Consider the following 21,422-nt stretch of genomic DNA (forward strand, 5'->3'; position numbering starts at 1 on the left):
AGAGGTCTCGCGCATAAAACAAACGTATACAAAAAACACATCTTATGCTACCTTCTCAGCCTCACGGGACTGAATTTAAGGGATGATTTTATTTGATGTAAGTATGGCAAAAAAACAAGCAGTTGTCAAGTAGAAGCTTGTCTTAGTTTGCCAAGACAACTCGAAAAATCATCGGGAAGAGGTGCAGTGAACGTCATTTCTTCATTTGTCTTTGGGTGTTTTAAGCGCAGTTCGCCTGCATGCAACGCTTGCCCTTCAATGGGAAGTTTCATCTTCCGTCTCGGCCCATACTTTGGATCGCCAATAATTGGGTGTTTTATATACTGGAAATGAACACGAATTTGGTGAGTGCGTCCCGTTTCTAAATGACAAGCAACGAGTGTCTGTTCCCCTAGACGTTCTTGTACTTCAAAGTGGGTCACCGCATCTTTCGCGTTTTTCGATGTTACAGTATATTTTTGACGGTCGTTTGGGTCTCGACCGATCGGTGCATCGATTGTTCCTTCATCATGCTTCATCGTGCCATTAACGATTGCAAAGTACTTACGCTCAACTAATTTTTGCTCAAGTTGTTTTGCTAGTGATACATGTGCTGCATCGGATTTTGCGACAACGAGTAAACCTGAAGTATCTTTATCAATTCGGTGCACGATACCAGGACGCATTTCTCCATTAATGCCCGATAGGTCATCACAATGAGCAAGTAATGCATTGACAAGTGTTCCACTTTGATGGCCTGGTGAAGGATGAACGACCATTCCACGTCTTTTATTTACGACAAGCAAATCACTGTCTTCATAAACAATATCAAGTGGGATCAATTCTGGCTGAATATCAACAGGTTTTGCTTCTGGTTCATAAACGACGATAACGTCTCCTTCGTGCAATTTATCACTTGCTTTCGCGGTTTTCCCGTTAACTGTCACCTGACCATCTTTGATCCACTTTTGTACCCCTGATCTCGACCAAGACGACGCTTGCTCAATTAACCATTTATCAATTCGAATACGATTTTGTTGTTGGAAAGTAAAAGTATGCTCCATCATTTTTCATTCTTCCTTTGCTCGACATCTTCACGTAAAATAATGATAATAAGTATACCCACACCGATAACCAAGGCCATATCGGCTACGTTAAATATTGGGTAATTATATGTAAAAATAAATACATCGATAAAGTCGACAACTTCTCCTTGAAGTACGCGATCTATAAAGTTTCCAATCGCCCCTCCTAATACGAGGCCAAGTGCTGTACCTAGCCATTTGCGTCCTCTTGCTTCCTTATGCAAGTAATATATAACAAATCCTATGACAAATATGGTAACGATGTAAAAAAACCACATTTGTCCTTGTAAAATACCAAAAGCTGCACCTTCGTTTCGATGTGATGTCCAATAGAAAAACCCTTCAATAATTGGTATCCTTTCACCAACATTCATATTTTGAACGACGAGCCATTTTGTCCATTGATCAATGGCAATCACCGCAATCGCTATGATGTAATAAACGACCACTTCCGTTCCTCCATTCCCTCTAACGTTTACCAAAAAGGGGACAGCCCCCCATTCCAAAAAAATGGGTAGGCTCCCTATTCATCTTCGCCTTCTTGAAAAATTCTTTCTAATGATTGGTTTACATACTCTTTATAATGTTCGTTCCGTTGGAATTGAACACTATCCGCACCACGATAGCCATCCATATCTGTTGAAACAAAGGCTTCGATTTCTTCGACATAGCCAATAAATTCATCAGCAATTTCCACGGCTTCAATTTCATTAATACCATCAGCTGTATTCCAAACGGCTACTGCTTGATACGAGTCCTCCGCGTCAAATTGTGTCTCACGGTCATCGGTATCATAGTTATAACGTCCAAATCCACCAAGTACATCCTCTTCAACAGGACGGTCATTCGCGACTTTCGTTGATTCTTCTGCATCAACCAATGTATTGGCTACTGGGTTGGCTTCGAGTCGTTCGATTGGAATAGGCTCCCCTGTAATCACACAATATCCGTACGTTCCATTATCCATTCGTTCTAAAGCGGCTTCGACTTTCTGCAACTCATGTTGCATTCTGTGACGTAAGGCATCATCTTTTGCTCGTTCATATATTTCTGTTCCTGAATCAGCGGGATGATTATCATACTGTGACAATTCTCCTGTAGCATCGGACAATGACCTTTCTTTACGCCAGTTTCGTTCTTCTTCTAGAGAAGATTGTAGCCGATCACGCTCACTCTCTAGTTCGTGACGAATCTTTTCAAGTGATGTCATGATGCTGCTCCCCTTTCCCGAGTCTTGGTCGACTCAGTGTTAGGTTAGCCGATAACAAGAGGAATAGTCGCTGAAACATTTGCTATCATTGGACGCATTCACCGTTTTAAACCTTGGAAAAAAGACGACTAGCCAGTCGCTGAAATAACCATCATGTTCTTCTTTCAGCAAATTTGACTTAGCATAGCCGTCCAAATTTCATCTTAAAATGTTATGAGTAGTGGTTTGTAACCGTTTCTGCACAACGAGGGCAAAGCGTTGGATGCTCTTCTACACGCCCAACTTCCTCTGTTACATACCAACAACGTTGACAAGTCTCACCCTCAGCAGGTTCAACATGTACAGCTAATTGTTCATATCGATTCGCCTCTTCTGGGGCTTCGTTCACCCCATCAACGACGTTAACGCGAGAAACGATAAACAACTTCGTTAAGTCACCAACAGAACGCAAGATGTTCGCATCTTCTTCATTAGCATAAATCGTAACCGCTGCTGTCAGTGATTTCCCAACCTTCTTTTCATTCCTAGCTTCTTCAAGTGCTTTATACACTTCATCTCTCAACGCATTAAATGTTTGCCATTTTTGTTTTAATTCTGAGGATGTAGGTACATCCGTAGCTTCAGGCATATCTGTTAACTGAACGCTATCTTCTTCGACCTCAGGAATGAACTGCCAAACTTCTTCCGTTGTATGAGATAAAATCGGTGATAATAATTTTGTTAACGAAACGAGAACATCATACATCACCGTTTGAATTGCGCGGCGCGCAGGATGGTTAGCATGTTCACAGTAAAGCGTATCTTTTGCAATATCCATGTAGAATGAACTTAGGTCAATTGTACAGAAATTGTGGATCGTATTATATACACTTGCAAATTGGTAATGATCATACGCACTTCTCACGTCATTGATAATTTCTTGTAAACGAACACTCATGTATTGGTCTAATTCAGATAATTCATCATCTGATACACGGTCTGTTGACGGTGTAAAGTCATGTAAGTTTCCATGTAAAAAGCGTAGCGTGTTACGGATTTTACGGTAAACTTCAGCCACTTGCTTTAAGATCGCATCAGATAAACGCACATCCGCTTGATAATCGACAGATGCTGTCCATAAGCGTAAGATATCTGCCCCAAGTTGCTTCATCACCTTATTTGGGACAATAACGTTTCCTAATGATTTACTCATCTTTCGTCCATCACCATCTAGTGTAAAGCCGTGACTAATGACGGATTTATAAGGAGCTTTTCCAGTGACAGCTACCGATGTTGAAAGTGAAGAGTTAAACCAACCACGATATTGGTCAGAACCTTCGATATAAACATCTGCTGGTCTTTGCAAGTCTTCGCGTTCTTCTAATACGGCTTGGTGTGAAGAACCAGAGTCGAACCACACATCCATAATATCCGTTTCTTTTGTAAACTCCCCATTTGGACTGTGACTAGACGTAAAGCCTTCAGGAAGTAAATCTTTCGCTTCCCATTCGAACCAAATATTTGACCCGTGTTGACGGAATAAGTTAGATACGTGCTCAATCGTCTCATCTGTTACGATCGCTTCGTTATCTTCACCGTAAAAGATCGGAATCGGTACTCCCCATGCACGCTGACGAGAAATACACCAGTCACCACGGTCACGGACCATATTATACAAACGCGTTTCGCCCCATTTTGGCAGCCATTCTACATTATTAACGGCTTTAAGCAATTCGTCGCGAATATCATTGATGGAAGCAAACCATTGATATGTTGCTCGGAAAATAACTGGCTTTTTCGTACGCCAGTCATGTGGATAGGTATGGGTAATAAAGTTTAAATTCAACAGCGCGCCTTTTTCCTCTAACGCTTCTGTAATTGGCTTGTTTGCTTTATCGTAAAACATGCCTTCAAATTGTGGTGCTTCTTCTGTCATCACACCTTGATCATTCACTGGGCATAAAACATCAAGGCCATATTTTTGTCCGACGACGTAGTCATCTTCACCATGACCAGGTGCTGTATGTACGCACCCAGTACCTGCATCAAGTGTGACATGATCCCCTAAAATCACAAGGGAGTCTCGTTCATATAGTGGGTGCTTAGCCACTGTGTTTTCTAACTCTTGCCCTTTGAACGATTTGATGATTTCTGCTTCCTCCCATTCTAACGCCTCTTTTAACGTAGAAAGGAGACCTTCAGCAACGATATATTTTGCATCTTTTTCTTTCACAACAACATAATCGAGGTTTGGATGAAGGCTGATCGCTAAGTTAGCAGGAATTGTCCAAGGGGTTGTCGTCCAAATAACGAATTGCTCATCACCGTCAAGAACATTTTTACCATCTTTTACTGGAAATCCGACGTAAATCGATGGTGAGCGCTTATCATGGTATTCAATTTCCGCTTCTGCTAATGCCGACTCAGAAGAAGGAGACCAATAGACAGGCTTTTTCCCTTTATAAATATAACCACGTTTCGCCATTTCACCAAACACTTTAATTTGCTGCGCTTCATATTCATTGTTCAATGTAATGTATGGGTTTTCCCAATCTCCACGAACACCTAGGCGCTTAAATTGTTCGCGTTGACGATCGACTTGCTCAAGTGCATATGCTTCACATTTATCACGAAATTCAGCGGTCGTTAATTTCTTACGATCGACTTTTCCTGACTTCGTCAGTGCTGTCTCAATTGGTAAACCATGAGTATCCCAACCCGGAACGTAAGGTGCGTGGTATCCACTCATTGATTTGTATCGGACGATAAAATCTTTCAAAAGCTTGTTTAGAGCATGTCCCATATGGATATCACCATTTGCGTATGGTGGCCCATCATGAAGAACAAAAAGCGGCCTTCCTTCGGTGCGCTCTTGAACTTTTTTATACATTTGTTCATCTTCCCATTGCTTTTGCATCTCTGGTTCCCGATTTGGAAGGTTCCCTTTCATCGGAAACGCGGTTTTTGGCATTAACAGTGTTTCTTTATAACTCATCGTGGTCCTCCTTTATTGTTCAATGATCAATCGAAAATAAAACGTAAACGCCCATAGGCAACGACAAATAAAAAAACCTTCCCATCCGACATAGGGACGAGAAGGTTAACCGTGGTACCACCCTAATGAACATCGTACACAGGTGTGCACTTTTGTTCACTCTAAACAAATAACGGTTGAAAGCCGTCGTAGCCTACTAAAAAGCGAGTGGTCGCTCTCGTTCAGTACGAAACTCTAGGGTGATCTTCCCTATTGATTTATCCACTAGGCTCTCACCATCCCTAGCTCGCTAAAGGACACAATCAAAGGTACTCTCCCTATCATCGTCTCATATATACATGATCATATCATATCTTAATTATGAAAGCATTATATGATAAACCGAGAAAAAACGTCAAGTTAGCCTTTCACATTCTCCATTTCTTCTTCCGTTTCATCATCTTCTAATGGTTTACTAATGTCATCCCACTCTTCAGTATTAAGCATGTCCAATTGTGCTTCTAAAAGCATTTTGAAACGCATACGATATACCGAAGCCTGTTTCTTTAACTCTTCATTTTCAAGAGAAATCTTTCTAGATTTCGATAGCGCCTCATTGATGATTCGGTCGGCATTTTTCTCGGCTTCTTTAATAATTAACTTCGACTCTTTATCCGCGTTTCGCTTCACTTCTTCAGCTGTTTCTTGAGCGACAAGAATCGATTTGTTAAGTGTTGTTTCAATATTCGAGAAATGGTTCAGTTTTTCTTCTAACTCATTGACTTTATCTTGCAATTCCTTCTTTTCACGAATCACCATTTCATAATCTTTAATGACTTGGTCTAAAAATTCATTAACTTCATCTTCATCATAACCACGAAAGCCGCGAGTAAATACCTTATTATGGATATCCAAAGGCGTTAATGGCATGGTGACACCTCCAAATACTTTTCGAATTTGTACACGTTAACACTTAATAACTTTGATTCGACGTACACCAGTCAATTCCTGCATTTTATTCGATATTTATTGCTGAATCCCGACACGAATTAGCAATTTTCCTTTTTTCGTTTCTCCTTCAATACCAAGTAACTTACTTCGTCCTTGACCACGAACGGACAAAACGTCACCTACACCCATTTGATAGCTCGCTTGGTCAACGACCTTCCAATTCACTTTTACTCGCTCTTTATCGAACAACGGTTTCACTTTCGCACGCGATAAGCGATAAATTTCACTCACGACCGCATCAGCACGAAGTGACGACACCGTCATGACATTTTCGGAATATTTGCTTGATTGTTCGATCATTTTCGAAACATCGATTCTATCTAAACGAACCGAGGCTTTCGATATCGCTGTTAAATTCATTTCTACAAATTGAGCGACGTCTTCAGCAACAACAAATTGAATTTGCCCATCATTAACTACAATATCACCGAACTTTTCTCGGCGCAAACCAATATTCATTAATGCACCTAAAACATGACGATGCTCAAGTGTAATAAACTTTTTTGGGTAATGAACATGGTAAATCGCTAATTCAAAATCATCGTCTGTCACTTCTATGTAAGGTGGTAAAATGAAGGCCCGTTTACGTTCGGTGTCTTCATTCCCCCCCGAAAAAACAACGTACACATCGGGACCGTTACCAATAATTGAACGGACAATCTCTTGTTCTCGTGGATCTAAAAAATCAGTCAACTTCGGCGCATAGCGGTCGATAACATACTGCTTCCAATCCAATACTTGATCGACAAACGGTTGCTCATCACGCCGAAAATGATCGTGAATACTCATCGAATTGATCCCCTCTCATTTCGGGAAACATTAAAGTAGAAGATTATTAAACAACACTGTAACTCCGCGCATTGCCAAGTTCAGCACAAAAATCGCAACAATCGGAGAAATATCAATCATTCCTAATGGCGGGATGATTTTACGAAATGGTTCTAAATACGGTTCTACAATTGAGCCTAGAAATTGTCCAAATGAGGATTCACGCGCATTTGGGACCCAAGACATAAATATGTAAATGATCACTAAAAACATATAAATCGTCATTGCATTAATAATTAAACTACCTAACATAGCCATAAAACTTCACCTACCTATTATTGTTATCACTTGAAAACATATCAGAAATCGCACCTGAAACGTCTACATTATCTGGTGTACAAAGAAAAATATTCATCCCCAGCTTCTGAATATCTCCTCCTATAGCATACACCGTTCCACTTAAAAAATCGACGATTCGTTTCGCTTGATCGTGTGAAATTCTTTGTAAATTAATAACAACTGCCTTACGGTTTTTCAATTGATCAGCAATTTCTTGCGCCTCTTCATAATGTTGGGGTTCAAGAAGAATAACCTTGGCGTTTTGCTGAACGCTAGAAAGGCTGACGACATTATTGTTCGTTTTATTGTCATCAAGCGGTTCGAAATGTCCATTCGAATCTTCTTCAGGTAACTCGACTTCTTCATTTATTTGATATTCATCGTAATCATCATCGAGTTCAAAAAAACGCTTGAATTTTGTTTTCAAACTCATTATTTTCTCCCCATTTCTTTTAACATCATTACTCATCTTCGCCCACTAATGCACTACCAATTCGGACAAATGTCGCTCCTTCTTCGATCGCAACCTCGTAGTCATTCGACATGCCCATTGATAAATGATGACAAGGTGCATGAGAAAACTTGCTCTGTTTGACTTCCTGTTGTAATTCTTTTAAATGGCGAAAAATTGGACGTGTTTCTTCTGTGTCTTTTGCGTAAGGAGCCATCGTCATAAGACCTATAACCCGAATACTCGAGTACTTTTCTAGTTCCTCAATAAAGTTGACAGTATCCTCTGGACGAATCCCTGATTTGGAAGATTCCCCTGAGACATTTACTTGAACAAAAGTATCAACAACCCGTCCAGGTTTTGCGCGCTTTTGAATCTCTTTCGCCAAAGAAAGACGATCTAATGAATGAATCGTATCAAATTGATCAATCATTTCTTTTACTTTCCGCGATTGAAGTTGTCCAATAAAATGCCAATTCCCTCTACCGTTTAAAGCATGCCACTTCTCCACACCTGATTCAGCGCGATTCTCACCAATATGAATAAGGCCTGCATCCAAAACTTCTTGTGTACGTTCAACGGTCGCATATTTCGTCACTGTGATAATCTCCACTTCATCACGCGACCGATGTGAACGTTCACAAGCTGCATGAATCTCCTCTTCTACTTGTTCTAGTCGTCGTTGAACACTCATCGAACGTCACCCCCTTGTTCTCCTGTTCCTTTTATTCCTATGTAACTAATCATTCTCCCCGTATTCGCACCGTCCCGTCTGTATGAATAAAAAAGGGATGGGTCTTGATACGTACAATGGTTTGATAAAAAAATGTGCTCAGGTAATATGCCATACGCTAATAATAGGTCTTGATTTAATGATTTTAAAGCCAACTGATAGCGCTGACCACTCGTTTCTGTAACTACATCTTTAGAAAGGTTCATACCTAACTCTTTTACATGACGAATCACTTTATTATCAACTTCATAACATGGGCCCGAAATAGATGGACCGATGGCCACGAAAATATCATTTGTCGAAATGCCTTCGGATTTGATGATCTCATCGATGAGTCGAACACCAATACGACCAACTGTACCTCGCCAACCTGCATGAGCTAAGCCTACGATTCCACGAGAAGGGACAAAAACGTAAATCGGCACACAATCTGCGTAAAAACTTACAAGTAACACATCAGCTTGGTCCGTATACAATGCATCCGTTGATTTTATTTCTGTTGATTTTTCCTTTGCCCCTAAGCCACATGCCGTTTTTGTCACTTTCCGAACTGATACCTCATGAACTTGCTCAGGGACGATCCATTGAGATAAGGAGAACCCGATTTCTTGACCAAAAAGACGACGATTTTCTAGCACGTTGTCATCTTCGTCCCCGATACCAAATGCCATATTTCTTTCTGCAAATGACTCACGACTTGCACCTCGCAAACGAGTAGTAAAACCTGCTGTCAATCGTAAGTCCATTTCTTCAAAGGGCGCAAGGTGCAAATAACCTCGATTTGAGTCGAGTTCAAACGGATCCTTACTCATCTGTATTCATCACCCTCACCTATATTTGATTTTTATTTTACCATACTTTGAACCTTCCGTATAATAGGAGCTGTGAACTGGATCCTTCATTATGCATCATCGCTTCCTTCTGTTTCATCGCTCGCTTGTGAAGAGGATTGACCAGATTCTGTCCGTACAAGTATGACGTCTGAACCAATTTTAATGACATTTTTCCATGGTATAACGACTTCTTGACCACCACGCTGAAACAAACTCATCATCTTTGAATCTCCTATGACTAAAGCTTCAACTTTCCCCGTTTCTAAGTTAATATCTAAGTCTGATATATGACCAATCATCTTTCCATCTGACAAATTAACGATATCTTTCGATTGGATATCTGAAATTTTAATCATTACTCACGCCTCCATTCTTTATTTTGACTCTTAACGTATGGATTGTTGTTTTTTAAACGTCGTTAAAACACTTCGATTACCACTGACAAACTGTGATCCTCAGGACAACAGGATGACTACGTATAGTTAAACAACCTTTTCGTATACAGCCTTTATTTCTATCTCATCATATGCAAACATTTCAACGAATATGGTTTTCTGCATAACAAAAAGAGCTGACCTTGTGTCAGCCCTTATCCTTGTGCGTGTTTATTCATTTGTTCAATTGCGGCTTTTTCCAACCTAGAAACTTGCGCTTGTGAAATGCCAATTTCTTCGGCAACTTCCATTTGTGTTTTCCCTTGGAAAAAACGCATGTCCAATATGTTCTTTTCTCGTTCATTCAATCGAACCATCGCTTCTTTTAAAGCGATCTCCTCGACCCATTGAAAATCTTTTTGCTTGTCATCACTAATTTGATCCATCACATAAATTGGGTCGCCACCATCATTATAGATTGGTTCAAAAAGGGATACTGGGTCTTGGATCGCATCGAGAGCGAAAACGATATCTTCTTTTGGAACATCGAGACGTTCGGAAATCTCTTGAACAGTCGGCTCCCGATCTCTGCTTTTTTCATTCATAAGCGTATCGCGCACTTGCAGCGCTTTATAGGCTACATCTCGCAAAGATCTCGATACACGAATTGGATTGTTGTCGCGAAGATAACGACGAATTTCTCCGATAATCATCGGAACTGCATAAGTTGAAAATTTAACATTTTGACTTAAGTCGAAGTTGTCGATCGACTTCATTAAACCAATACAACCGACTTGAAACAAATCGTCAACGTATTCCCCTCGATTATTAAAACGTTGAATGACACTTAAAACAAGCCGCAAATTACCATTGACTAGTTCTTCGCGCGCACTTTCATCTCCATCTTGCAAGCGTTCGAACAAGGCACGCATTTCTTTGTTTTTTAACACCGGTAACTTTGACGTATCTACACCACATATTTCTACTTTATTACGAGTCAAACTTTTCCCTCCTCACAGGAGCTGATGTACAAAACAGTATCTCCTTGAGGAGGAAAATTATGCAGGGATATCATGTCTGAAAGTTTTAACATTGAGGCATCAATTGCCATTATGTAGAATTGATGCCTATTCTAAACCATTTTATTAAATTCTTTTTGGAGACGTTTAATAATTCTTTTTTCTAATCGAGAAATGTATGATTGAGAAATACCTAATAAATCTGCAACATCTTTTTGCGTTTTCTCTTCTTCTCCAGCCAAACCGAAACGAAGTTCCATGATTTGTTTCTCCCTAGGCTTTAACGTTTCTAAAGACTTAACAAGTAACTTTCGATCAACCCTTTCTTCAATTCCTTTTGTAATAATGTCATCATCTGTCCCCATAACATCTGATAGAAGCAATTCATTACCATCCCAATCAATGTTTAAAGGCTCATCAAATGATACATCAGAACGGGTTTTGTTATTTCTGCGCAAATACATAAGAATTTCATTTTCAATACAACGAGATGCATAGGTTGCTAGTTTAATCTTTTTCTCTGGATTAAACGTATTTACTGCTTTAATAAGACCGATCGTTCCTATACTGATTAAGTCTTCAATATTAATACCCGTGTTCTCAAACTTTCTTGCAATATACACAACAAGCCGTAAATTTCTTTCAATCAGCATAGATCGAACTGATTCATCTCCAGTTGGTAACTTTTCCAGAAGATGAGCTTCTTCTTCTTTTGTTAGCGGAGGTGGCAACGCTTCACTTCCCCCAATATAAAACACTTCATCCGCTTTTAACCCAAGTTTGCGTAGCCATTTGTACAAAAACAACGTTAGACGTAAACGTAACGTTTTCACGTAAACCCCTCCTGTTTCCTTTCAGTATCGATGGTTGAAATGCGAGCATTTTGCATCATCTTTGGATGCAACAAACATTGATACTCACCTGTCGCAGATAAATCAGTAAAAACAAAACCAATGAGCACATTTGACGTCTCCCTTATTTCACCGTCATTTTTAATTACGACGAGATCTGGCTTAAAGGCTGCCATCATCGAGTGTGTATCACCGATCGTTCGAAAAGGTACAAGGCGCATTCTTCGTAGCCAAAATGGCGGTACTTCACCGTGAGAAACTTCCTCCATTTCTTGAACAGAACGGGCAAAATGTACAACATCTTTCGGGAAAGAATCGGCCACTCTCATCATATCTATCATCATGACTGGGCGATTCGTCATTGGATCTTTACATGAGTTACCACTGTCTATAAAACCTTTATACTCCCACCTTTCCTGACCAATCATGATTTCAACCTGTACTAATTGTTCGTAGTTCACCTTGTTCATTTGTGTATCTTCCATACGTGCTTTCGTAAACCAAGCAAGGAGTGGAAAACCAACAAATAAAAACAACCAACTTACAGGACTACCGAAACCGGTCATTTGTGTTGTCATTACACCGTTTACAACATGTGTTTCATTAGATAATAAAAAATGAACTGCAAAAAGTCCGCCAGCTACTGCAAAATTGACGAAATAGAACATGAACCATGCTTGAATGAAGCGACGAAAACCATAAAAACCAAACACAATGAGAACGATCACAGCAGAAAATAAAACCTTCATTAGGGGATGAAGCATCATTGCTCCAACTGGAAATAAAATAAACCATACATAACTTGAAGCAAATAGCGCTCCTAAACACAAGCGCCAACGTGATGGATCACGCTTGAGAAAAAAAGCCGTGAGCATCAATAACAACGTATCGATACCTAGATTTAAAAGCCAAATCACATCGGCGTAAATCGTCATGGACAACACCTTAATCTATGGTTTAGGTTCGAGTATAACGGACGATTGCTAGTATGTCTGTCACATTTTGGCAGTGGCTTTTTTGTTCTTTTGCGCTATTTTTTCTGTTTTTGTCAGTTTACGTTTCGCTTGTTTTACAACTTATTAGTTGTGCTCACGTCATAGACTGTTCGCTAGAAAAAAGGACGACAAAAAACCCTAAAGTAACCAACATCCTCTCCTCCCTTTCAATGAAGAGAGAAGGATATCGGAATGCTTTAGGGTCATTTTCACTGTTATACTTGCTTTAAGAACGTTTACGACGATTACGTAAAAATGTAGGGATATCAAGCGTATCTGCTTGCTCATCGACTTCTGGTGTTGTCGGCTGTGTACTAGTACTTGCTACTTCAGACTGTGTCGTTTCACTATTTTCCGTTTTTGCACGGCTTGTTGATAGTGGGCGTTGCCCTTTACTTGGCTGACTCACCTGTTTATCATCAAAACCTGTTGCTATAACTGTCACAACAATTTCGTCTTTTAAGTTTTCGTTAATGACAGAACCGAAAATCATATTCACTTCACTGTCAGAGGCGGAAGATACAATTTCGGCCGCTTCATGAACTTCAAACAAACTTAAGTTCGTCCCACCGGAAATATTCATTAAGACGCCTTGCGCACCTTCGATAGAAGTTTCTAAAAGTGGTGAGGAAATGGCCTTTTTAGCGGCTTCAGAAGCTCTACTTTCTCCAGTAGCAATACCAATCCCCATCAAAGCCGAACCTTGCTCGCTCATAATTGTTTTCACATCTGCAAAGTCCAAGTTAATAAGTCCTGGCACGGCAATTAAATCGGAAATACCTTGTACACCTTGACGTAAAACGTTGTCAGCTTCACGAAATGCTTCTAACATCGGCGTGTTTTTATCAACGATTTCTAAAAGACGATCATTTGGAATGACGATTAATGTATCGACTTTTTCTTTCAATGCTTCAATCCCTGTCGCAGCATGTGTCGAACGTTTTCTACCTTCAAACGTAAATGGACGTGTAACGACACCAACAGTTAACGCACCAACTTCTCTTGCAATTTCAGCAATAATTGGTGCAGCGCCCGTTCCAGTTCCACCACCCATGCCGGCAGTGATAAATACCATATCAGCACCATTTAACATTTCCTCTAATTGATCACGGCTTTCTTCAGCAGCTTTCTTACCAATCTCTGGATTTGCCCCTGCGCCAAGCCCACGTGTTAACTTGCCACCGAGCTGAAGCTTCTGTTCAGCTTTTGACAAATGTAGTGCTTGTGCATCCGTATTTACAGCGATAAAGTCAACACCTTGTAGGCCATTTTCAATCATACGATTGACGGCGTTACTTCCACCACCACCTACGCCTATGACTTTTATCGTCGCTAATTCTTCTGTATCCATATCAAACTCTAACATTTACGATCCCCCAATCCATCATGTTTGCCACGTTTTTTTCACCTTGGCTATTCAAAAAAGACTTTAAACCAATTTGAAACCTTTTTCTTCATTCCTGGACTTTGTTTTTGTGGTTTTTTGTCTTTGTTAGGACTTTGTCGTTCACGACGTTCAGGCATATCCTCTTGCACTTCAACACTTGCTGCAATTTCTCTTCCCTGAATTCGAACATTACGGTGGGCAAATTGGATTAATCCTATGCTTGCCGTAAATTTTGGTTCTCGTACACCTATGTAATCAGGCAAAGCCATGCGGACGTTTTTCTGTAAGACTTCTTTTGCCAATTCAAGAACTCCAGGCATAGCTGACATGCCACCTGTAAGAACATAGCCTCCTGGCAGATCCTTAAACCCACAACGACTCATTTCCTCTTTTACTAAATCTAACATTTCCTCAATTCGCGGTTCAATAATATGAGCCAATTGATATTGAGAAAATTCCTGCATTTCATCGCTTCCTATCTCAGAAACTTCGAAAATTTCATCATCAGATGCTAGGTTTATATAGGCATGCCCATATTTGCGCTTGATTTTTTCAGCCTCTTCAGACGATGTTCGGAAACCAACAGAGATATCATTTGTAACATGATCACCGCCTACAAGAATTTGCGATACTTCTTGTAAGCTACCATCTTTAAACATTGATATAGTCGTTGATCCGCCACCCATATCAATCAGTGCTACTCCGAGACTACGCTCATCTTTTGAAAGTGCGGCCGTCCCTGCTGCTAAAGGTTGCAAAGCAATATCTGCTACTTGCAAGCCTGCCTTTTCAACACAACGTAACAAATTATGTAAGACGGTTCTTGCTCCTGTAATCATTGTCCCTTCCATCTCAAGACGAACACCCATCATTCCTCTTGGGTCGTTAATTTCATCAAGACCATCAACAATAAACTGGCTTGGAATGACGTCTATGATTTCTCGTTCCGGTGGAATCGATACAACTTGAGCTGCATCAATAACTCGAGTAATATCTTCTTCACCGATTTCTCGATCAGGACTTGAGACTGCCACAACACCATGACAAGGTTGCAGTTGAATATGATTTCCAGAAACACCTACAACAACATTTTTGATTTTTAGACCGACCATTCGTTCCGCTTGCTCTACAGCTTGTCCAATAGAACGAACAGTTTCATCTATATCGACGATGGACCCTTTTTTGATCCCATCTGATTCGGCTTCACCAATACCCATAATATTGAGCGTGCCGTTGTTCATTTCTCCGATGACCACACGTACATTCGATGTTCCCACGTCTAATGACACGTAGGCTTCATTGCTGTTCAATGCCTGGCACCTCCTTCAATCCTGCACGGCTATCTTGAGGATAGGCGGCCTTTTAAATAGAATTTACCTACCCCTTAGTTTATTCTCACAAACTGTATTCAACAGACAGCGCTTATTCCCTCTTTTTCTCTTTAATTTTCATGTATTTTCTATTTCTTTAATACTTTTTTACGAATAGAAGCGACATTCTTAAATAAACGAATACCTAAGGGAATAACTGCAGCTAAATATAAGTCTACACCAAGTTGCGCGCCTAGAAAAGCTAAAGTTAATGCGAGTAATAGATTGAAAACAAATCCAATAAAAAATGTTTGTTCATCAAACGCTTTTTCTAAATGAGCACGTAGCCCACCTACAAGTGTATCAATGCACACAAGAAGTCCAACTGCAACAAAGGGTAACAAAAAATCTGCAACAGGGACATTGATGACAATCCCAAGAATGACACCGATGAAAAGACCTATAAATGGGAGCCACATATTACGTTTCACCTTCCGTATCTTCAACTGGATTCATATGTTCAACGATGATTGTTTGGTTAAAAGAAGGAATATCAAGCTGTTCTTTTTGCGTAGCGGAGATTTTCAAATTCTCAAAGCGAAACGTTTCCTCTGATTGCGAGCTCATAATTTCATGATACATTCGTTCTGGATCTTCAGTTAAAACACGTATCGTTATCGGAAGATTCGAGAGGCGTCGTCCATTCACATAAGTAGCCCCTTCAACTTCACGTACCGCAGACAAAGATATCAACCTCTGCTCTTCAATGACTATCGCATCAGCTTGAAATGCATTTAATTCGTTAATCAGCATACGTAACAGATGTGCGGGAATCGAACGAATTCCACCTCCCATATATGCCTCTTCAAATGAAGGTGTGATATCGACTCTTAAGCCTGGACCACTTACCTCTGTTAGCCCTGCATTGTCTTCAAGATTTTCAAGCGCTTCCCTCATGGTCCTTTCAACATCTTCAGTTTGCTTTAATTTTTCTAACGTCAACTCTAGCTCTTCAATTTCTTCATTAATCGACCTTTGGCGTTCTTCTTCAACAGCAATCGCTTGTCGAAGCTCATTAACACTACGTGTATCACGCTCTTCGTTTACTTCTTCATAATCGAAGACAAAAGCAAATAAGAAACCAACGATCGCGGTAATAAATGTCATCAACCAAATGTTAAATTTTTTTCTCACCTATTTCACCTTCTGTCATCGTAAACCGAATCAATCACAATACTGTCAAGCTGGTTGATACGCACTTCAATATTTTCATTCAACAGTTGATCCATTACACCGCCTGGTAAATTCAAGGACTCTTTAAACATTTCATTGTCACCGATCGCTGTAATTTCAAAGGGAGCATAAGAAGTATAACCATCGATTTCGATCACAGGGCCTACACAACGAATGTATGAATGCGCATCAATACGTCTCCCATTAACTGCAATCGCTTCGGCACCACTTACACGTAGTTCATCTATGACTTGTTGGATATGTTGTTCATGAACAATATATGAATTAGGGTTCTCTTCTTCTGGTATGTACTCAGCATCCTTTAACTCAACAGTAACCCCTTCTCCTTCAACTGCCACAGCCCCAGTTAGCATCCTCAATTCTTCCAATTTTTTGACCATGTTTTCGTAATTATATCTCCTGCTTGCTACTTCGTCTTCAACTTCCTGTAATTCTGATTGGACTTGTAGCATGTCCTTTGATAATTCGATTGTTTTTTCTTCTTCAGATATCAATTGTTCACGTAACTGATCATCTACTTGTGAACCTTGATCTTGGTCCCTTGAAGCGGTTAAGGCCTCACTTAAATCGAATGATATAGCTAACAAAAAACCCACCATTCCGAATACCATCGAAACAAGCACGCCTTTACTCTTGTCTTTCACCTTCATTATCCTCCTCAGTGGTAAATGGTTCAAAATACGGATTCATTCGCATGTGAATGATTCCTTCAACTTCAGGGTCCAGTTGTTTGACAATAGAAGGGTAAGCATCGAGCCGCTCAGAGAAATCATTGACTGTTGAATGCACTTCAAACCCATCATTCATATACACATGAATACGTTTCTCATCACTTTCAGTCGGTCTAAGGTGAACTTCAGACATACGAACACTCAATTCAGGAGCCAATTCAGTTAGTTCAAGTGCCATTTCCTTTTGAATATCATGTTCATCAAAGTTGACGAGCAACGGGGCGTCCGTTGGGTAGGTTTCCCCATTCTTATCAATGACCATTCGTTCACCCGTTTCTAGAATCGTCGAAAGTCCCCCGTCTTCATACGTGTAAGCAACACGGTTATATTCATCCACGTCAACAACGATTGTATTCGGAAAACGACGAGAAAATTTGACTTCTGCTAACTGAGGGTGACTTAACAACTGCTCTTCGGCAGAACGATCGTCATACCCCCAGAATGACGCATCTAAAAAGTGCGTTTCAGTGATAATCCAATCATCAGCAACATAGTCATTGTTAATAACTTCAACATTTTGAATATTACTTAATGGAGACTGAAAATAAACAACCGAAGCAATCAATAAAAAGAAAACAGATAGGTAGAGGATTAGTCGATGATTTGCCCGTTGTTTTCTTTGCTCTTTTAAAGTAGGTATGCGCTCTTCTAAATCGACAACTTTCTTGTCAGACATAAGCTTATTTCCTCCATTGTAATTGATCCATTAGATTCATGAAACCGGCTGATCGGAATCTGTATAAAAAGCAATATATTTCCTGAATTTTCTACAAATAAAATGACTTTTAGTTGGTGGAATTTAGGTCTTTTGTCGCAGTGGTCTTTCGTGTTAAATAGTTAAAGATTAATGACTTCGACTTCTGTTTTCATTTCAACTTGAAAATGGTCATAAATGACACCTTGAATATATTGAATTAAAGAAAACACATCGTGCGCAGTAGCATTACCTTTATTAATAATGAAATTCGCATGTTTCAACGATACTTGCGCATCACCAACCGAACACCCTTTTAAGCCAGCGCGTTCAATCAAGTCACCGGCGTAGTAAGGAAGCGGGTTACGAAATACACTGCCACAACATGGGTCATTCCATGGCTGCGATTGCTTCCGATAGTCTTTATTTCCTTGGAGTTTCTTCGTAATCTCCTCAAGGTCCCCTTCTTCAAAACTCATTTCTGCTTCAACACAAATAGCACCTTCCTCTTGCAAACGTGAAGTTCGATAATCAAAACCCATATCATCACAATTGACCCACGAAAGTTGACCATCCGGATATAAAAGGTGTGCTTTTGTAAGCACACATGACATATCAGAACCATGGGCACCAGCATTCATAAAAACTGCCCCACCAATCGTTCCAGGAATGCCACCTGCAAATTCCATCCCCTTCCACCCTTGCTTACTAAGCTGTGTTGCAAACCCAATCAAAGAATAGCCAGCACCCACTCGGACAACACCATCATGATTACTAAAGTGTTTAAACCCTTCCCCTAGGTGAATCACTAAACCATTGATCCCTTCATCTTTAATAAGGATATTAGAACCTTTCCCAATGATAAACCAAGGGATGTTTTCATCTTTTGCAACCATCACCGTCTTTTGTAGCGCTTCTAAAGAATCAGGCTCAACAAATAGTTTTGCTAGTCCGCCGATTTTCCAAGTTGTGAAATTTTTCAATGGTTGGTTTTCTACGACGTCTCCTACACCTTCCGCTTGCAAACGCTCACGAATCCTCTTCACATTCTTCCCTCCCCTGGTTAACTCTTTTTTTCTGTTATTAAATCGTTCATGACATTCGTTAAACGATCACCTGCATCTCGTTGACCGATACTTTTCGACGCGTCCGTCATAGATTGTTTATATTTTTCATCAGATAAAATCGTTTCTATTTCTTTAAACAAGCTCTCACCTGATAAATCCTCTTCTTTCAAAACAACCGCTGCCCCTCGATCTGCCAACGAACGTGCATTTTTCTCCTGGTGGTTATTTGTTACATAGGGGCTTGGGATTAAAACAGACGGTAACCCGAGGGCTGTTAACTCTGCAAGTGTCGTTGCACCAGCACGCGCGACAACGAGGTCTACTTTCGCTAACACGTTCGGCATGTCGTGAATAAACGGTTGAATTGAAATATTGCTTACACTTCCTCGTTTATCCATTTCCTTTTGAATCTCCTCATGATGAACTTCACCTGTCACATAGATACACTGATAACTTGTATCTTCCCATTTAGACAACGATTCAATAACTGCACGGTTAACCGGACTAGCCCCGCGACTACCACCAAAAATTAAAACAGTTTTTTTCGTCGGATCTAGTCCGTATAATGGTGTACGTGGTTGTTGCAAGAGTGATTTCGCCGTTTCATACATTTGTTGCGCACGTGGGTTCCCTGTTTCGACAACTTTATCTTCTGGGAAGAACGGAGCCGAATCCGTAAAAGTTACTGCGACCCGATCCGCATACTTACTCAAAAACTTATTCGTCAAACCTGGTACACTATTTTGTTCATGGATAACCGTTGGTACATTCATTTTGGCAGCGGCATATACAACGGGGCCACATACATATCCCCCCGTACCAATCACGATATCAGGTTGAAATTCTTTAATATAACGTTTCGCCGTTTTCGTTGCACGTAAAAATCGATACACAGTTCGGACATTATGAAAGGAAAGTTTTCTCTTAAACCCTGAAATTGTTAATGCACGGAATGGAAGTTCTGCACGTTCAACAATTTCAGCTTCTAATCCATTTTTTGATCCAATATACAAACATTCAGTAAGTTGGTTTTGCTTTTTCAATGTGTCTATAAGGGCTAAAGCAGGGTAAATATGCCCACCAGTCCCTCCACCTGTAACGAGTACTCTCATGACTTCCCTCCAAAGCAATGCGTCATTTCTTATATGTCGTTTCTTATTATATTATAGCTCATATTTACACATTTGTTCATAAAAAGCGAAGACCCTGTCACATGAAGCAAATGCTTGACATGTACAGGGTAGGGGACATTTACAATTTGTTATCTCGCGTGTCGGCTCACATTCAACACGATCCCGACTGCGACAAGAATCAATGTCAATGACGAACCTCCATAGCTTAGAAACGGTAGCGTAATACCTGTAACAGGCATAAGACCTATAACAACACCGATGTTGACCATACCTTGTATTGCAATCATTCCTGTAACACCTGCTGCAAGTAATCCGCTAAACAAATCGGGGGCACCGAGTGCAATCCGAATTCCTCGCCATAACAATACGCCAAACAAAATAACAACAAATGAGCCTCCGATAAAGCCGAGTTCCTCGGCTAGAATTGAAAAAATAAAATCCGTTTGTGGTTCTGGTAAGTAAAAATACTTTTGTCGACTCTCACCAAATCCTAATCCCATCAGCCCACCAGGTGCAATTGCATATAAAGATTGAATAATTTGAAATCCACTCCCTAGTGGGTCTTGCCATGGATCAAGAAATGAAGTAATACGATCCATACGATAAGGGGCAGAAATAATTAGACCCGCTAAACCCACTAGACCTATAGCGCCTAATGTCATAAAGTGGCTCAGTTTGCCACCGGCAATAAAGATCATCATAACACATGTACCAACCATTACCGCTCCTGTTCCTAAATCAGGTTGCAACATGATTAAGCCAAAAGCCAAAAAGACAATCCCTAAACTTGGAACAAGCCCTCGTTTTACGGTTGTTACATACTTATGGTTTTCTGATAAAAATTTCGCCAAAAAGACGATCATTGCCATTTTCATAAATTCAGAGGGTTGAATCGAAAATGCGCCGACACCTAGCCAACTTTGCGCCCCACCTCGGACAAGGCCTACTCCAGGGATAAGGACAATAACCAATAATGCAAAACAAATATAAAGTAACACTTTGGACCAATTACGCCATGTCCAATAATCAAGCTGCATCGTCGCATACATCGCGACAATACCTATGCCTACAAAAAATAGTTGACGTTTAGCAAAATAAAACTGATCATCAAACCGAAATTCCGCCCATGCCGCACTTGCACTATAAACCATAATAACACCGGTAAGCAGCAGCAATGCGACACTGATTAACATAATCATATCTGGTGTTGTTTTTGTTTTTGGCATTCGAGAGCACCTCTGTTTC

Annotated in this window: 23 protein-coding genes and 1 other annotated feature; all 23 genes read right to left on the reverse strand. The window is 40.3% G+C overall.

The window, feature by feature from the left end; translation table 11 throughout:
• Positions 1–125 precede the first annotated feature (125 nt).
• A complete protein-coding gene (locus tag HNQ41_RS01420) occupies positions 126–1,046 on the reverse strand; it encodes an RluA family pseudouridine synthase (RefSeq protein ID WP_184662624.1) in 921 nt (306 codons plus the stop codon).
• Positions 1,043–1,546, reverse strand: a complete 504-nt coding sequence (gene lspA, locus HNQ41_RS01425) for a signal peptidase II (RefSeq protein WP_221301800.1) — start codon at positions 1,544–1,546, stop codon at positions 1,043–1,045. The genes HNQ41_RS01420 and lspA overlap by 4 nt, the downstream gene beginning before the upstream one ends.
• 41 nt (positions 1,547–1,587) lie before the next feature.
• On the reverse strand, positions 1,588–2,274 hold the full coding sequence (locus HNQ41_RS01430) for a TraR/DksA C4-type zinc finger protein (RefSeq protein WP_184662625.1): 687 nt from the start codon (positions 2,272–2,274) through the stop codon (positions 1,588–1,590).
• Positions 2,275–2,485: 211 nt separating this feature from the next.
• Positions 2,486–5,248 carry an isoleucine--tRNA ligase gene (gene ileS / locus HNQ41_RS01435; protein ID WP_184662626.1) on the reverse strand — a complete coding sequence of 921 codons (2,763 nt, stop codon included), beginning with the start codon at positions 5,246–5,248 and terminating at the stop codon, positions 2,486–2,488.
• Positions 5,249–5,337: 89 nt separating this feature from the next.
• Positions 5,338–5,581 (reverse strand) — a binding site (T-box leader).
• A 66-nt stretch (positions 5,582–5,647) separates the two neighbouring features.
• The gene (locus tag HNQ41_RS01440) at positions 5,648–6,157 is read right to left on the reverse strand and encodes a DivIVA domain-containing protein (protein ID WP_184662627.1); all 510 of its coding nucleotides are present in this window, start codon (positions 6,155–6,157) and stop codon (positions 5,648–5,650) included.
• A gap of 96 nt (positions 6,158–6,253) precedes the next feature.
• A complete protein-coding gene (locus tag HNQ41_RS01445) occupies positions 6,254–7,027 on the reverse strand; it encodes a YlmH family RNA-binding protein (protein WP_184662628.1) in 774 nt (257 codons plus the stop codon).
• 30 nt (positions 7,028–7,057) lie between these two features.
• Positions 7,058–7,324 (reverse strand): YggT family protein, encoded by a 267-nt coding sequence (locus HNQ41_RS01450; protein ID WP_184662629.1) that lies wholly within the window; start codon positions 7,322–7,324, stop codon positions 7,058–7,060.
• A 10-nt stretch (positions 7,325–7,334) separates the two neighbouring features.
• Positions 7,335–7,778 carry a cell division protein SepF gene (locus tag HNQ41_RS01455; protein WP_184662630.1) on the reverse strand — a complete coding sequence of 148 codons (444 nt, stop codon included), beginning with the start codon at positions 7,776–7,778 and terminating at the stop codon, positions 7,335–7,337.
• Positions 7,779–7,806: 28 nt separating this feature from the next.
• A complete protein-coding gene (locus HNQ41_RS01460) occupies positions 7,807–8,490 on the reverse strand; it encodes a YggS family pyridoxal phosphate-dependent enzyme (RefSeq protein ID WP_184662631.1) in 684 nt (227 codons plus the stop codon).
• Positions 8,487–9,341, reverse strand: coding sequence for a peptidoglycan editing factor PgeF (pgeF, locus tag HNQ41_RS01465; protein ID WP_184662632.1), 855 nt, complete (start codon positions 9,339–9,341; stop codon positions 8,487–8,489). The genes HNQ41_RS01460 and pgeF overlap by 4 nt, the downstream gene beginning before the upstream one ends.
• Positions 9,342–9,430: 89 nt before the next feature.
• Entirely contained in the window at positions 9,431–9,718 is a 288-nt protein-coding gene (locus HNQ41_RS01470; RefSeq protein ID WP_184662633.1) for a YlmC/YmxH family sporulation protein, read from the reverse strand.
• A 233-nt stretch (positions 9,719–9,951) separates the two neighbouring features.
• Positions 9,952–10,737, reverse strand: coding sequence for an RNA polymerase sporulation sigma factor SigG (gene sigG, locus HNQ41_RS01475; protein WP_184662634.1), 786 nt, complete (start codon positions 10,735–10,737; stop codon positions 9,952–9,954).
• Positions 10,738–10,868: 131 nt separating this feature from the next.
• The gene (sigE, locus tag HNQ41_RS01480) at positions 10,869–11,588 is read right to left on the reverse strand and encodes an RNA polymerase sporulation sigma factor SigE (protein ID WP_184662635.1); all 720 of its coding nucleotides are present in this window, start codon (positions 11,586–11,588) and stop codon (positions 10,869–10,871) included.
• On the reverse strand, positions 11,585–12,541 hold the full coding sequence (gene spoIIGA / locus HNQ41_RS01485) for a sigma-E processing peptidase SpoIIGA (RefSeq protein WP_184662636.1): 957 nt from the start codon (positions 12,539–12,541) through the stop codon (positions 11,585–11,587). The genes sigE and spoIIGA overlap by 4 nt, the downstream gene beginning before the upstream one ends.
• A 286-nt stretch (positions 12,542–12,827) precedes the next feature.
• The gene (gene ftsZ / locus HNQ41_RS01490; RefSeq protein WP_184662637.1) at positions 12,828–13,967 is read right to left on the reverse strand and encodes a cell division protein FtsZ; all 1,140 of its coding nucleotides are present in this window, start codon (positions 13,965–13,967) and stop codon (positions 12,828–12,830) included.
• Between the two features lie 47 nt (positions 13,968–14,014).
• Complete coding sequence (gene ftsA / locus HNQ41_RS01495; RefSeq protein WP_184662638.1) at positions 14,015–15,298, reverse strand: cell division protein FtsA; 1,284 nt, start codon at positions 15,296–15,298, stop codon at positions 14,015–14,017.
• A gap of 149 nt (positions 15,299–15,447) precedes the next feature.
• Complete coding sequence (locus HNQ41_RS01500; protein WP_184662639.1) at positions 15,448–15,777, reverse strand: small basic family protein; 330 nt, start codon at positions 15,775–15,777, stop codon at positions 15,448–15,450.
• 1 nt (position 15,778) lies between these two features.
• On the reverse strand, positions 15,779–16,492 hold the full coding sequence (locus HNQ41_RS01505) for a DUF881 domain-containing protein (protein WP_184662640.1): 714 nt from the start codon (positions 16,490–16,492) through the stop codon (positions 15,779–15,781).
• Between the two features lie 5 nt (positions 16,493–16,497).
• Entirely contained in the window at positions 16,498–17,196 is a 699-nt protein-coding gene (locus HNQ41_RS01510) for a DUF881 domain-containing protein (protein WP_343043305.1), read from the reverse strand.
• Entirely contained in the window at positions 17,180–17,959 is a 780-nt protein-coding gene (locus tag HNQ41_RS01515; RefSeq protein ID WP_184662642.1) for a cell division protein FtsQ/DivIB, read from the reverse strand. Before HNQ41_RS01515 ends, HNQ41_RS01510 begins: the two co-directional genes overlap by 17 nt.
• Before the next feature lie 161 nt (positions 17,960–18,120).
• Positions 18,121–19,023, reverse strand: a complete 903-nt coding sequence (gene murB / locus HNQ41_RS01520; RefSeq protein WP_184662643.1) for a UDP-N-acetylmuramate dehydrogenase — start codon at positions 19,021–19,023, stop codon at positions 18,121–18,123.
• A gap of 17 nt (positions 19,024–19,040) precedes the next feature.
• Positions 19,041–20,156, reverse strand: a complete 1,116-nt coding sequence (murG, locus tag HNQ41_RS01525) for an undecaprenyldiphospho-muramoylpentapeptide beta-N-acetylglucosaminyltransferase (RefSeq protein ID WP_184662644.1) — start codon at positions 20,154–20,156, stop codon at positions 19,041–19,043.
• Positions 20,157–20,305: 149 nt separating this feature from the next.
• Positions 20,306–21,403: a stage V sporulation protein E gene (gene spoVE, locus HNQ41_RS01530; RefSeq protein WP_184662645.1), complete on the reverse strand. Its 1,098-nt coding sequence runs from the start codon at positions 21,401–21,403 to the stop codon at positions 20,306–20,308.
• Between the last annotated feature and the right edge of the window lie 19 nt (positions 21,404–21,422).

This window comes from Texcoconibacillus texcoconensis (assembly GCF_014202575.1).
Classification (GTDB): Bacteria; Bacillota; Bacilli; order Bacillales; family Salisediminibacteriaceae; genus Texcoconibacillus; species Texcoconibacillus texcoconensis.

What these genes read in the sequence shown, in the direction of transcription:
- HNQ41_RS01500 (WP_184662639.1), bottom strand. Translation starts at nt 15,777, where the DNA reads ATGTGGCTCCCATTTATAGGTCTTTTCATCGGTGTCATTCTTGGGATT.
- pgeF (WP_184662632.1), bottom strand. Translation starts at nt 9,341, where the DNA reads ATGAGTAAGGATCCGTTTGAACTCGACTCAAATCGAGGTTATTTGCAC.
- ftsZ (WP_184662637.1), bottom strand. Translation starts at nt 13,967, where the DNA reads ATGTTAGAGTTTGATATGGATACAGAAGAATTAGCGACGATAAAAGTC.
- HNQ41_RS01515 (WP_184662642.1), bottom strand. Translation starts at nt 17,959, where the DNA reads ATGTCTGACAAGAAAGTTGTCGATTTAGAAGAGCGCATACCTACTTTA.
- HNQ41_RS01470 (WP_184662633.1), bottom strand. Translation starts at nt 9,718, where the DNA reads ATGATTAAAATTTCAGATATCCAATCGAAAGATATCGTTAATTTGTCA.
- ileS (WP_184662626.1), bottom strand. Translation starts at nt 5,248, where the DNA reads ATGAGTTATAAAGAAACACTGTTAATGCCAAAAACCGCGTTTCCGATG.
- HNQ41_RS01455 (WP_184662630.1), bottom strand. Translation starts at nt 7,778, where the DNA reads ATGAGTTTGAAAACAAAATTCAAGCGTTTTTTTGAACTCGATGATGAT.
- HNQ41_RS01430 (WP_184662625.1), bottom strand. Translation starts at nt 2,274, where the DNA reads ATGACATCACTTGAAAAGATTCGTCACGAACTAGAGAGTGAGCGTGAT.
- HNQ41_RS01420 (WP_184662624.1), bottom strand. Translation starts at nt 1,046, where the DNA reads ATGATGGAGCATACTTTTACTTTCCAACAACAAAATCGTATTCGAATT.
- HNQ41_RS01460 (WP_184662631.1), bottom strand. Translation starts at nt 8,490, where the DNA reads ATGAGTGTTCAACGACGACTAGAACAAGTAGAAGAGGAGATTCATGCA.
- spoIIGA (WP_184662636.1), bottom strand. Translation starts at nt 12,541, where the DNA reads ATGACGATTTACGCCGATGTGATTTGGCTTTTAAATCTAGGTATCGAT.
- HNQ41_RS01440 (WP_184662627.1), bottom strand. Translation starts at nt 6,157, where the DNA reads ATGCCATTAACGCCTTTGGATATCCATAATAAGGTATTTACTCGCGGC.
- HNQ41_RS01450 (WP_184662629.1), bottom strand. Translation starts at nt 7,324, where the DNA reads ATGGCTATGTTAGGTAGTTTAATTATTAATGCAATGACGATTTATATG.
- murG (WP_184662644.1), bottom strand. Translation starts at nt 20,156, where the DNA reads ATGAGAGTACTCGTTACAGGTGGAGGGACTGGTGGGCATATTTACCCT.
- spoVE (WP_184662645.1), bottom strand. Translation starts at nt 21,403, where the DNA reads ATGCCAAAAACAAAAACAACACCAGATATGATTATGTTAATCAGTGTC.
- HNQ41_RS01445 (WP_184662628.1), bottom strand. Translation starts at nt 7,027, where the DNA reads ATGAGTATTCACGATCATTTTCGGCGTGATGAGCAACCGTTTGTCGAT.